The organism is Methylobacter psychrophilus (assembly GCF_025583945.1).
Taxonomy (GTDB): domain Bacteria; phylum Pseudomonadota; class Gammaproteobacteria; order Methylococcales; family Methylomonadaceae; genus Methylobacter_C; species Methylobacter_C psychrophilus.
The window spans coordinates 88,235-100,937 of record NZ_JAOEGU010000013.1 but is presented as its reverse complement, the minus strand read 5'-3'; the positions used below and the strand labels follow the sequence as shown (position 1 = coordinate 100,937).

Below are 12,703 nucleotides of genomic sequence, written 5' to 3'. Positions count from 1 at the left end.
TTCAGGCTTGTGCTTGGGCAGTTGGGCATAAGGGGTCATGGCTATCCGTGTTTTCAAAGGCAGGTCGCTATTTTAACCTTATTAAGACCAAGCTCTATGTTGATTATTTAGGAAAGATGTCTATTATGCAAAGGCTAATTTTTTTGACATTACCACAATACTGCACATAAATATCTTTGCTGTTATTTGTGAAGTCGATAAAAAAATCAAAACTTCAGCCAAGTTTTTAATGGCTTTATACGACTGATTAATAAAGTTTCCGTTATCTCTTTTTTACTTTTCTTCCGAAACTCGAGTAAAATCCCTAAAACGAAGGCAGTTCCTTTGTGCCTGAATGGCCCATATAAAAATTTTGTCTTTTATATTATTTATCTCACCATGAAAAAACCAAAAACCATTACTGAAAAACCAGCGGCTAAAGTGAAAGTTGAGCACCCCATTGTGAATTTAGCAACTAAAGCAATGCCTAACCAAGCAAACCCTGATAAGAAAATACCTAAAAAGGCGAAAGTCGTCGCTCCCAAACCGGTTACGGCGACACCAGAAATGACTATATCTGAACGCGTTGGTATGACCGCCGGCAGCATTTGGCATTACTTGACTGAAAATGGCGCTACCCCGGTTGCAAAATTGCTTAGAGAACTTACCGAAGAAGAAAAAATTATCCAGCGCAGTATTGGCTGGTTGGCTCAGGAAGACAAAATAACTCTTGATGTAATTGGTCGGGTTGAGATTATAGCGTTGAAAGAATAACTGATGAGTCAAAATATTAACAGAGCGTTGCTCTAAATGAGGCTTTATCGCGGTTTAAATTAAACATAAGCGCTTTATTCTTGGGATGAAATGATTTGGTAATTTAAATAGCCTAAAAATTTTACGGCCAGAATGGGTTGCTTTTAGTAAATCAAAAAACTCTATGAAACATTTCTATCGTTTGTTAAAACGAACCCCAATTTTGATTTATTCAATTCACCCTTTTATATTACGACTGAACATTGATGAACCCTAATTTAACAATACAACAGCTTTTTTCCTTAATGACACAGTTATCTGCCCAACAGGATTATCAGTCATTAACTCATGTATTTTTAGTTATCCTTGACGAGATTCCCTGGACTGATAGCGCAACGGCTTATGAGATTTATAACCATCAGGCAGAAACAAGTACAGTTCGTGAATTATTAATCAGGCGATTTCCTCTGGATTTCACCAGACATGATGAAGATCATAGTAATCTGCTGGCCGGACTTGATTACATGGCCGATTTGAATCTTTGCACTCCTAATGAATCCGGTTTATATGCATGGGCTATTTTTTCAATAAAAGGAAGCAGCGGACCGGATCGCGTTATTCATCTGGAAGGCATGTTTGACCAAGAAATGCTTGGCTTACTAAGCGAGTTGTGTGGAATCTATCGGAATCTGGTGATATTGCATGATTCCAAAGAACGGGACTTATTAACCAAACTGCCAAACAGGCAGTCTTTAGATGCTCGTTTATTGCAAGTTTGCAAGCATTATAGAGATTATCAAGCCATAGATATAACGCACAAGAACAACTCGTGGATTGCCATACTGGACATTGACCATTTCAAGCGTGTTAATGATAATTTTGGTCATCTGTATGGAGACGAGGTGCTGTTGATATTTAGTCAGCTGATGGAGAAATGCTTTCGTTACAATGATTTTTTATTCCGTTTTGGGGGAGAAGAATTTGTTATTATTCTAAATTTAGCGAGTCAAGAGATGGCTGTAGCTGTTTTTAACCGTTTCAGGGACGTGGTTGCCAATTACAAATTTCCTACTGTTGGCCAAGTCACTGTCAGCATTGGCTTAACGCGTGTCGACAGCTTATCTATACCGACTACACAGTTGGATCATGCTGATAAAGCGCTTTATTACGCCAAAGACAGCGGCAGAAACCAAGTGGTTTTGTATGAAGATATGCCAATTTTTGTTCAAGATAATGATTTTAGTGATATTGAATTGTTTTAAAACCTGCGGTTGTTGCGTGACTAATGTTTATATTCCACACCTTGTGTAACAAGCTGGAGGTCAGATGGTTCTTTATTAAGGAACCGGCGATGGTCGTAACACAGTAAGTAAATCCACATCAGGTTTTTGTCATCAGTCTACAGAGAACGTCTGGTTAGATATGAAACCCGGCAGTCAATTAGCAAGATACCGAACGTCTTTTATGGGGTGCTCTGCTCGTTCTTCGCAATCCATCGAGTCAAGCGTCCTCATGATGGCCGTGAGCAGTTGGTCATGTTTTCCGATGTCTTTGATATCTAAAAAGAAAGTTCCCCTCCAGTTTACAAATACTTCACTATTACCCTCAATAAATCAATACATTTTCAGAGTGCCCAGCTTGTAGTGTTGATGTACATGCCAAGTTACAAGTAATCGCCTATTGGTGATTTTTAAATTCAACTTAATCACGCTGTCATATACCGCTGCTTATAATCTAAGTCTCCTTAACTGAGTCTCTAGGAATGTAGCCATGTATCGTGTAATTAAAAATCACCGTTATTTTCTAAAATCTACCAACCTGACTGCGGTAATTGTCGCTTTACCGCTATTACTGTCACTGACAGTGGGCGTTGCCGCGAGCGACGATGCGCCGCTTATGGAGCAAGGCATACAAATTGGTGATTTAGCACCAGGACGCGCCATAATCTGGAGCCGAGCCGACCGTCCGTCGCGGATGATTGTAGAATATGCCTACAACGAACAGTTCACCGACGCTACCATTATTCGTGGCCCCTACGCGATGGACGGCACAGACTTTACGGCCAGGCAGGACTTGGTTGGTCTTCCCGAAGGTGAGGATGTTTTTGTTAAAGTCTGGTTTGAAGACCTCACCAATGCTCGCGTCAAAAGCGAGGAGGTCACCGGTCATTTCCATACCATCGGTAAGCACGATAACATTCGCTTCGTTTGGGGCGGTGATACGGCAGGTCAAGGTTGGGGGATTAACGAAAGTTTTGGAGGCATGAAAATCTATGAAGCCATGCGTCAGGTCGAACCACTTTTCTTTATCCAGAGTGGTGACAGTGTCTATTCTGATGGTCCCATTTTACCTAGCGTAACGGCTGAGAACGGCCAAATATGGACTAACCTGGTTACGCCTGAAGTCAGTAAGGTTGCCGAAACTCAGGCGGAATTCCGTGGACGCTATAAATACAATTTACTGGATGAAAACCTCCGTCGCTTCAATGCTGAAGTACCGCAAATCTGGCAATGGGACGATCACGAAGTAGCAAACAACTGGTCCGATTCCAAGGATTTGAGCAAAGATCCCCGTTACACGGTCAAGGATGTGCCTTTATTGGTTGCCCGTGCTTCCAGGGCTTTTCATGAATATGCACCTTTACGTCCTCATGATACGGAAGAATCTGAACGTGTTTACCGAAAGATTTCCTACGGTAAGTTACTGGATGTGTTTGTGATTGATATGCGTGCCTATCGCGGCCCCAATACCGCTAATCTGCAAACGCAGCAAAGTAAAGAAACCGCATTCCTTGGTGATGTACAAGTGGCTTGGCTAAAGAACGGACTAAAACATTCTCACGCAACCTGGAAAGTCATTGCGGCCGACATGCCTATCGGCCTGAATATAGGCGATGGAGTCAATGCTCAGGGTGATGCTCGTTGGGAAGCCGTTGCGAATGGCGACAACGGCCCGGCTGCCGGTCGCGAGCTGGAAATGGCCGGTCTGCTGAGCTTCATTAAGCATGAGCATGTCGAAAATATCGTTTGGCTGACTGCAGACGTGCATTACGCAGCTGCGCATTACTACGATCCTGCCAAAGCCAAAACCAAGGACTTTACACCGTTTTGGGAGTTTGTGGCGGGTCCGTTAAATGCAGGTTCTTTCGGGCCTAACAGCACTGATGCTACCTTTGGCCCGCAAGTGGTATTTTCGAAGGCACCACCAACCGGACAAGTCAATCTATCGCCTTTATCCGGTTTACAGTTTTTTGGTGAAGTTAACATTGACAAAAGAAGCCAAGCTTTGACGGTAGACCTGAAAGATATTAATGGTACCAGCGTATTTAGTAAAACCCTGTCAGTTGAAGGAGAAAGAGAACACGATTGATCACTCAGTTGTCGGGACGGTATCTGTTGCCATTGCGGCGACTATCTGTAGACGAAAACAATATAAAAACCAATTTTCCAAGTCAAATATTTTTAAGAGGAAGTACTCCATGATAAACGACTATTACAAATCAACTGTATTGGTAGGTGCCATAATTGCTGTACTCGGCTCTCAAGGCATTGCCAAAGCAGAGTCGCAGTTGCAAATGAAAAATACACCTATCGTTATCGGTCATCGGGGCACTGCCGGTCATCGCCCTGAGCACACTATAGAAGGCTATACCTTGGCTATCCAAATGGGCGCCGATTTTATTGAGCCTGATTTGGTCTTGACCAAGGATGGTTATATGATTGCTCGCCATGAACCGATGATAGGCAGTACCACTGACGTTGCTACTGATCACCCGGAGTTTGCCGACCGCAAAACCAAACGCATGGTCGATGGCGTTGAATACAACGACTGGTTCGCTACTGATTTCACACTGGCGGAAATTAAAACGCTACATGCCATCCAAGCCTTTGCCGGTCGCGATAAGCAGTATGACGGTCAGTATCAAATTCCGACTCTGGATGAAATTATTGCGTTGGCTAAAAGCCAAAGCAAAGCCACTGGAAGAACTATCGGTATTTACCCTGAAATAAAGCACTCCACTTATCACGCCAACGTTAAAGATGCCAACAATCAGCCTTTGTATGGGCTACATGTTTTTGAAAACAAGCTCTTGAAAAAACTGCATAAAACCTACGGCAATAGTGCCTGTGCGCCGGTATTTATTCAATCTTTTGAAGTGAGTAATTTACAATACTTAAGCCATAAAACCGACATTCAACTGGTACAGTTGATTGATGCCGACGATGTCAATGTTGACGGCTCAATGTCATTGGTCGTTCCTTACAAACAGCCTTATGATTTTGTATTGGCTGGGGATGTACGTACTTTTGCAGATTTGTTGACTGACGAAGGCTTGACTTTCGTTAAATCCTACGCCGATGCCGTTGGTCCGTGGAAACCTTATCTGGTAAAAACGGTAAATGATGGTGTAGATCGTAACGATGACGGAAAAATCACTATTAACGATCGTCGCGTTGATGGCAGTACCGGTGTGGTAGAAATGGCTCACGACAAAGGTTTGCTGGTTCATACCTGGACTTTCCGTGATGATGCCAGTGGTTACGGCTTTATCGACCCTAAACAGGAAATGACTTATTATTTTGATCTGGGTGTTGATGGCCTGTTTACCGATTTTGCTGATATAGGTGTTGATGCTCGGGATGCCTCAATTAATGCCAGTAACGTTAGTTCGAATAATCAATGCAAAATTCACCACGATGATCATAAGAAACATGATGGCCATAATAAACAAGATGACCACGAACATAAGGATCATCGATCTCACTCTGCGAAGTAATTTGCAGTAATTGGTTAAATGCAATCCCTGGATGAGCTTGTGCCGGCCGGGATTGCATTCCATAAAAGCTTGGTAGTTTCGCTTGTTACTCTAATGGGTTACGATATGATTCTGCTTTTCAAGCTTTAAGCCAAGCCAGTCAGAAAACAGGTTTTTTTTGTTCACATAAGAACTAAACCACTGTGCTATTTCTTTACTGTCATTGTTTCTCAAATGAATCCCAAGGTTTTGATCGTTACTAATAAAACCCAGCAATGTTACTTCAGGCAATAACTCGGGCAACCTTTTTGTGACATATTTTTTTATATCATCAATAGCTGAGAGCGGAATTTTATTATAGACAATACCGATGTTTGCCAAGCCCTTGTAGTGCATAAAAGATATGCACAGTACTGTGTTGTCGAGGGCTGCGCCGATACCTGGCTCGCCAACAAAAATAACATGGCATGGTAATAACAGGGCCACGTCTACATTAGATACGCCAACTACGCTACCCACCGAAGGATGACCAATGCCATCGATAATAACGACTTTCTTGTTTTTACCAATACTGAGTATAGAGTCCAGAATATCTGCCAACAACACATCGGAATGCTTGGTTAAGCCATCAATAAAATCTTTGCTAAACCCTTTTCTAAAAACCAACGTACTTATATCGCTACAGGTGATTTTTGTGTGTTCGCAAAAGTGGGTTACCGCCTGTTTTTTGATACATTGAGTGGCAGGTTTAATATAGGCCAACTGGTTGGGGGTTATGCCCGATACTAATAATTGTGCCAAAATACCCAAGCATACAGTGCTTTTTCCCGAACCGGATTTTGAACCCATAACAAAAATATATGTTGTCGTCATGGATTTGGGCTGCTTAATGGCCGTGATAATGTCTTAGCCGCCACTGCCAATATTTTCCCAGACATTGATACCGTACACTTCCAGTGTATACAATAGGTTAGTCGTTTCTTACTGTTTTTCCCGTAACGCTTCCAGTTCTTGCTTGATTTCTGCAGCGGCTTGTCGGAACTTCATGACCAATGCATCTATATGCGCACTTCGTTCAATAAGTTCAACCAGTTTTTGACCGTATTCATCGGTTATGTTCATGGGTTATCTCCCCGGGTTGTTGCGTATTATTTTAGCCAAAATGATGGGTTTGAGTGATAGATATAGTCTTTCAGAAATTAAATTTCCATTACATTAACTTTTGAGCCCGTACGGATACCATCCCTTGAAGGGATGGTATCCGTTAGCATCGAAATTATTTATCTGAAAGTTTATAGACAAATTTTACTCACATAAAACCGGTCAGTATTTTGGTGTTTAATTTTTCTGATTAAAGAACCGGGCCAAGTTCCTGTTCTTTTTGGTAAACATTAAACGCCATATCGGAATTAATAATGTGTTTGGCCCACTTATCCATAAATCCCTGAATATCGTTTTGTTTCCAGTCATCATTGATAATCTTACGATCGATTTCAATTAATTTTTCCAGCATTATTTTATGTTCTTTTGCATGTCCTTTGTAATATCGAAAACCTGACTGCTCCATCAGTTCTTCTTCAGCATTAAAATGTTCTTTGACATGCTGATAGATTAACTGAATATTTTTGATCAATTCTTCCTTATTTATAGATGAAACCAGCTGATTAGCCAAAATAAATACTTCCTGATGTTGGTTATCCATTAAAGCATCGTTGGTATGGTAATAGTCCTGCCAGATAAAATGATACATACTGCCCAAGGACAATTTTTGGGCCTGACCTTCTTTTTGACGATGGATGGCTATATTTTCAGGCGTTGTTTTATCGTTACTTGTCTTATAAACAAAATTTTGTCTGGCAAGATGGTAAGCCTCATTGCCATAAAAATTCGCGTACATTTGGGTTAATTCGAATTTTCTGTAAGTCGCCAAGGCTTTTAATGATTCATCATAACAACGGGTCTTGGCTTTTTCATTTAATTGCTCTCTTAATATCTCATTATCAGTAACCAGGTCATTGACCAAATGTTTAACCTGAGCAGTAAATAATGTATGGTTTTTATCGAGAACCTTATCACACAGTCCTATGCGCCATGCTTTCTTGGCACTAATGGGCAGGCGTTGTTCAGTCAAGGCCGTTGCCATTTCCTGACCGACACGTTTGGGTAGTAAATAAGTCCAATACTCGGAACCATAAAGCTCGCCCATATTTTTATAATGCGGATTAAAAATAACACCTTCTCTGGCAAATACCTTGTCAGCAGCCAAAGCCATAATTGCACCTCCCGCACCTGCACTGCCAGCGAGTGCAGAAATAGTTAATTTATCCAGAGTAGTGATAATCTGCTGGATAAGATCATCAATGGCATTGATATTTAACCAGGATTCATCAGCCGGAGATTTTGCTGTTTCGATGTGATTAAGATGAATGCCGTTTGACCAGCTCTCTTCACCGCCCATTAACACAATGGCTTTTACCGGCATCGTGTCGACATGCTGATAGACCATTAACAATAGTTTGCATTGCTCGGTACTCATGCCGCCATTATGAAAAGGGAAATAGAGATAAGCGATGTCATCTTCCTGTTCATACCACACTTCTTGACAGGGCAGTTGCCGTCCCGGTTTGGTATAATCGATTTCGATAGCTTTGATGGTTTTGGATAACAGACTTTTTAACGTTGAAGTTTCCGGGCTTATTTTGGGTAACAAGTCTTTTAAAACGAAAGTGGCCGGTAATTTTATACTTTTGGTGCCGGATTCCACTTTCGGTTTTAAATGTCCAATCCAGATTGCACCATCAATGGTTGCCCTGCAAATGGCATGATTTGCCGTTGCAATGATGTCTCCGGGTTTACCTGTTAAATGGTTTTCTTTATGGGCATTAAAAATAAAAACAGGTTTTCCGTAAATTTCATCCAGCACTCCGGGACTGCCATCAGCGGCGTTAATGCGCCTTAAAATTTCATCCGTTTTATGTGTTTTCCAGTTGATTTTACGGTCTTCCTGCTTTATTGACGGCAGTAACTTACCGGTATAATCGGCCCTACTGTAATCTTGTAATTCGGGTTTGAAATCCGGCGCATCAAAATAGGTTAAAACTTCCCACAAACAATCCACTGCTGCTTGCGTCACTTCCCGGTAGAAAATGCTGCTTTTAGTCGCTTGTCGCAGGGGAAAGGTTTTATTGGTCCAAATGGCACCGGTATCCATTTCTTCAGCAGCTTCAAGTAAAGAAACCCCCCATTCCGGTTCGCCGTTCTGAATGGCCCAGTCCAAAGACGATGGTCCTCTGTCGCCTTTAATGCCCGGGTGAACGATGAGGCATTGGGTATGTGCATAAATCTCTTTGGGAAGGCGTCGGGTTAAAAATGGACACAGTATCAAATCCGGTTTAAATAACGCAATACCTTCTAGTAGTTTGGCTATGTCACCTAAATGTAATTCAACTGAGACCAAGTAACCTGCGTCGCCAAGTTCGGTATAAAAACGTTGTGTTAATCCGGAAAATGCTGATGAAACAAGTAAAATTCGCATGAAGCTCTCCTAACTTTTATCTTGGGATTTGTTTTTAAAACAATAGATTATAATTAATGGGTAGGGCTTGATTAGATCAGGCTGCTTTGATTGACTGAGTATCATAGCGACCAAAACGATCACGATAATTTTGCGGGTTTACCCCCAGTTGGCGAATAAAGGCACGGCGCATGCGTTCAGGATCAGCAAAGCCGGATTTTTCGGCCACAATTTCAATCGATAGTTTGGTGCTCCCCAGATAATGGCGAGCCGCATCAATACGTGCCATTTCTACAAATTTGGCTGGTGTCATACCGGTTTCTGTTAAGAAAAATCGTGCAAAATTTCTGGGGCTCATACTCAGGCGTTCAGCGAGCGCTTCTACCCGTAAATCACCGGCAAGATGTAGCATGATCCATGCTTGTAAATCTTTAAGCTCCGGGCGAGTCGCATTACTGGTCAAATAGGCACTGAACTGGGACTGACCACCAGGTCGTTTGAGAAATACAACCAAATACCGTGCGACCAGCAAAGCCAGTTCGCTCCCCCAGTCTTCTTCCACCATCGATAATGCCAGATCAATGCCCGAAGTTATACCCCCTGATGTTGAAATAGAGCCTTCACGCACAAAAATACGATCCGGTTCAACGGTGATTAATGGATAATCGCGCGACAAACGGTCGCAATAATCCCAATGACTGGTCGCTCTAAGGCCATCCAGAAGACCGCTTTCCGCGAGCAGAAAAGCACCTGTACAGACTGAAGCAAGTCGATTTACCCGTGGCGCCATGACGCGAACCCATTGCTGTAATGCCGGGTCGCACAAGATACAATCGACATCGGGAGAGCCTGCAATCAGCAGGGTATCCAGACCATCATGGATATCGTTATAAGCGGTATTAGCAATAATCTGAAGACCGCATGATGTTGTTATTGGCCCCGGCTTTGCCGCTAATACGTTCATTGGATAGGCCGGTTCACTGCAGGTACCGGCTTGCTGTAAGCCGACATTAGCGAAAGCAAATACTTCCATCGGGCCGGTGAGATCAAGAATCTCAATGCCAGGAAAGGTAACGATACCGACTGGTCTTATTTTTGCTATACGAGCCTGTTTAGATTCAAAAGCGGATGGAGGCGAAAAAGGGATGTTCATTTATCTTCCTCACATAGTCAATAGTGGGTTGAATGAAGCAGAAGTACCGTCTGTTTTTTTAAATTACATCCCTGTATTTTATATGTGAATTTTTCGTGAATTAATCCATTGCTTCATGGTTTTTTTAAAGGCAATAGCAACGGTTATATATTCTCTCAATATTTATTTTTACACAATGACAGTTAACCCTCATTTCCTGCCAAAAATTATTGTTATGTTTTTCAGATCCTGAAAAAATTAAACTTTATTTATTAATCAGTGACTTAAATTCAGAGTGGTTTTCTTCATGCCTGAAAATCAAGAATTTTGATGAAAAGTCTTTGCGTGCATTACTTCTTAAAGTATCCAAATTCTGGATTAATACGCCCATAGCTAACAAAGTATTGGCATGGATGTTATTGTTTAACATTTCTTCACTGAATGATTTTAGGGTATTTTCCTGCACGGCGTAATCTTGAAAATCACCTAAAACCTCCTGCAAGCCTTTCAGGTTTTTAATAAATTGTTTTATTTGGTTCTCGGGGTAGAGACTTTGGAAAAATTCCATTAAGTAGCGTAATTTTTTACAGGATTTTCTTAAATCATGTAATGCTTCGGAGGGTGAGTTTTCATCAATGGCATCGCCTTCTGCCAATATACGCTTGTAACTTTTTGAGATCCTTTTATTGGCAAGTTGCTTAATGGTTAGTTTTGCATTAGGCTCAACCGGTTCTAGCGATGCTTGTTCTTTAAGGTATTGTTCCCATTCATATATGGTAGACAAGTATTTGGCTGAGCGCAGTTTTTTTGCCAGTTCTTTCTGGGCTTTTTGTTGCTTGGCGAGAATAAATTCATGCAATGGGTTGATATCCTCACGAATTGAAGCCGGCAAGCTGTTTTTAAAATGGGCAAAATTCAACAGATAAACATCCAAATCCCTGGTGGGACTGGTGATTTGTCCGAGCCAGGAAAAAAAATCGGCATAGTAGGCAGTAATATCATCAGGTAATACGCCTTTAAGCTGACTAAGTCCGGCACGGGTTCTACGAACGGCGACTCTGAAATCATGCAAAAACTCACTATCGGTATTGGCAATCGTGCCGTGCTCATTATCTTTAATAGCATTTAGTAAGTGACTGAATATGTATTTGGCGGCAATATCAGCACGCATATCAGGGTCCAGATTAATATTCATTTTTGATGAATAGTCATTAGGTTTACGCCCTTGCAGCCTTAAGGCAACAACCAGTAATGGTTGGTTGGTTGGCGTTAATCCCAGTTTTTCGGTGAGTGTCTCAATGATATTGTCAGCAGGCTTGTCGTAACCTTTAATCGGTAGCACCGTAACGCGGTTTTTAAACAGATCGTGTTCTTCTATAATTAAACGAAGTACGGTTTTTTGATCATTATTAATGATATTCAGGTGGTAAGTTTCATAGTCGAGATTACACACCGGTAATAATGCCCGCATTTCTAATAGGGGGGCCAAGGTGTCAGTAATTTCTTCTGATGAGAATTGATCAGAGAAGGCAGGTACTTCCTTGATTTCTGTACTGCCGATGATCAGATCATTTTCGACGTTTTTTAACAGTAATGTTGATGTCGATTTTGAACGGTTAAATTCACAAGTAATGCCGTTTTTATAAAGTCGCCAGTCAAAACTGTCGTAATAAGTTTTTAGCGAATATTGTTTGGAAACCAGCTCTATGTTCACTTTATTGCTTAATTTGGCAATAAATTTTTCAGCTGTTAGACTTGCGGGGAAATCAAATTGTAAGGACATATTGACCATGGCGTAATGGGGTTTGCGGTAATGTTAAGCCTTTAATTATAATATTGCTGTATTAACATTTAATGACGATGTAATAATTAACAGCTATCGTAACTGAATTTGAAACATATTTGTATAAAAAAAACAGACAGGTAATCGCGTAATGAGTAGGGAATTATGGTTGCTTAGGCATGGAAAATCTGATCGAGATGATCTTTCCATTGAAGATTTTGACAGACCTTTAAAAAAACGTGGCAAACGTGCCGTTCAACGTCTTGGTTCTTGGTTGCAAGAACGGCACTTTATGCCTGATTATTTGGTTAGTTCACCGGCAAAAAGAGCGTTGGCAACAGCAAAAATAGTTCATAAAGCTATTGCTGTTGAAGCGTTGCCTATTGTGCAGGATAAACGCTTGTATCAAGAAGGGTTTGAGCGGCTTAAAGCCGTGTTGGCAGAATGTCCCTTAACCTCCGAACGTGTTTTGTTGGTTGGTCATAATCCGGAGCTGGAAGATTTGCTTGGTTATTTGGTAGGCACTGAGCACCTGCCGGATACCGATAAGTTGTTACCGACGGCAGCCCTGGCTCGATTACTATTGCCGGATGACTGGTCGCATCTGGTTGCCGGCAGTGCCGAGCTTTTATCGATCACTTACGCTAAATCATTACCAGAAAATACTGGTGAATAAGTGTTTGGTTTCCATGTCATCTCAATGGTGACATGAACAAAATTATTGCGCTGTCACAATCTTGTCATATAACATTAATATCCTTACATTCTATATAATTAATAGTTCCA

At 41.5% G+C, this 12,703-nt stretch carries 10 protein-coding genes; 5 read left to right on the top strand and 5 right to left on the bottom strand.

The features are described 5' to 3' along the window. Window positions 1–378: 378 nt before the first annotated feature. From N7974_RS08730 to N7974_RS08715, 4 genes are all read left to right on the top strand, one after another. On the top strand, window positions 379–753 hold the full coding sequence (locus N7974_RS08730; RefSeq protein WP_262965239.1) for a winged helix-turn-helix domain-containing protein: 375 nt from the start codon (window positions 379–381) through the stop codon (window positions 751–753). 245 nt (window positions 754–998) lie between these two features. Then, window positions 999–1,994: a GGDEF domain-containing protein gene (locus N7974_RS08725; RefSeq protein WP_262965238.1), complete on the top strand. Its 996-nt coding sequence runs from the start codon at window positions 999–1,001 to the stop codon at window positions 1,992–1,994. Window positions 1,995–2,502: 508 nt separating this feature from the next. Next, window positions 2,503–4,101, top strand: coding sequence for an alkaline phosphatase D family protein (locus N7974_RS08720; RefSeq protein WP_262965237.1), 1,599 nt, complete (start codon window positions 2,503–2,505; stop codon window positions 4,099–4,101). A gap of 109 nt (window positions 4,102–4,210) precedes the next feature. Then, the gene (locus N7974_RS08715) at window positions 4,211–5,509 is read left to right on the top strand and encodes a glycerophosphodiester phosphodiesterase (protein WP_262965236.1); all 1,299 of its coding nucleotides are present in this window, start codon (window positions 4,211–4,213) and stop codon (window positions 5,507–5,509) included. A gap of 90 nt (window positions 5,510–5,599) precedes the next feature. Here N7974_RS08715 and N7974_RS08710 read toward each other — a convergent pair whose 3' ends face one another. From N7974_RS08710 to N7974_RS08690, 5 genes are all read right to left on the bottom strand, one after another. Next, window positions 5,600–6,361, bottom strand: a complete 762-nt coding sequence (locus N7974_RS08710) for an AAA family ATPase (protein WP_262965235.1) — start codon at window positions 6,359–6,361, stop codon at window positions 5,600–5,602. A 108-nt stretch (window positions 6,362–6,469) separates the two neighbouring features. Next, complete coding sequence (locus tag N7974_RS08705; RefSeq protein WP_262965234.1) at window positions 6,470–6,610, bottom strand: hypothetical protein; 141 nt, start codon at window positions 6,608–6,610, stop codon at window positions 6,470–6,472. 229 nt (window positions 6,611–6,839) lie between these two features. Next, window positions 6,840–9,023: a hemerythrin domain-containing protein gene (locus N7974_RS08700; RefSeq protein WP_262965233.1), complete on the bottom strand. Its 2,184-nt coding sequence runs from the start codon at window positions 9,021–9,023 to the stop codon at window positions 6,840–6,842. Between the two features lie 76 nt (window positions 9,024–9,099). Then, on the bottom strand, window positions 9,100–10,155 hold the full coding sequence (locus N7974_RS08695; protein ID WP_262965232.1) for a GlxA family transcriptional regulator: 1,056 nt from the start codon (window positions 10,153–10,155) through the stop codon (window positions 9,100–9,102). A gap of 244 nt (window positions 10,156–10,399) precedes the next feature. Continuing rightward, window positions 10,400–11,917, bottom strand: a complete 1,518-nt coding sequence (locus N7974_RS08690) for a CHAD domain-containing protein (RefSeq protein ID WP_262965231.1) — start codon at window positions 11,915–11,917, stop codon at window positions 10,400–10,402. A 151-nt stretch (window positions 11,918–12,068) separates the two neighbouring features. Here N7974_RS08690 and N7974_RS08685 point away from each other — a divergent pair, with 151 nt between their 5' ends. Further along, window positions 12,069–12,593: a SixA phosphatase family protein gene (locus tag N7974_RS08685; RefSeq protein WP_262965230.1), complete on the top strand. Its 525-nt coding sequence runs from the start codon at window positions 12,069–12,071 to the stop codon at window positions 12,591–12,593. Window positions 12,594–12,703 lie beyond the last annotated feature (110 nt).

Bases quoted from the DNA above. Each gene is read 5' to 3' on its own strand.
- N7974_RS08730 (WP_262965239.1), top strand. From the start codon at position 379: ATGAAAAAACCAAAAACCATTACTGAAAAACCAGCGGCTAAAGTGAAA.
- N7974_RS08700 (WP_262965233.1), bottom strand. From the start codon at position 9,023: ATGCGAATTTTACTTGTTTCATCAGCATTTTCCGGATTAACACAACGT.
- N7974_RS08690 (WP_262965231.1), bottom strand. From the start codon at position 11,917: ATGTCCTTACAATTTGATTTCCCCGCAAGTCTAACAGCTGAAAAATTT.
- N7974_RS08695 (WP_262965232.1), bottom strand. From the start codon at position 10,155: ATGAACATCCCTTTTTCGCCTCCATCCGCTTTTGAATCTAAACAGGCT.
- N7974_RS08720 (WP_262965237.1), top strand. From the start codon at position 2,503: ATGTATCGTGTAATTAAAAATCACCGTTATTTTCTAAAATCTACCAAC.
- N7974_RS08715 (WP_262965236.1), top strand. From the start codon at position 4,211: ATGATAAACGACTATTACAAATCAACTGTATTGGTAGGTGCCATAATT.
- N7974_RS08725 (WP_262965238.1), top strand. From the start codon at position 999: ATGAACCCTAATTTAACAATACAACAGCTTTTTTCCTTAATGACACAG.
- N7974_RS08685 (WP_262965230.1), top strand. From the start codon at position 12,069: ATGAGTAGGGAATTATGGTTGCTTAGGCATGGAAAATCTGATCGAGAT.
- N7974_RS08705 (WP_262965234.1), bottom strand. From the start codon at position 6,610: ATGAACATAACCGATGAATACGGTCAAAAACTGGTTGAACTTATTGAA.
- N7974_RS08710 (WP_262965235.1), bottom strand. From the start codon at position 6,361: ATGACGACAACATATATTTTTGTTATGGGTTCAAAATCCGGTTCGGGA.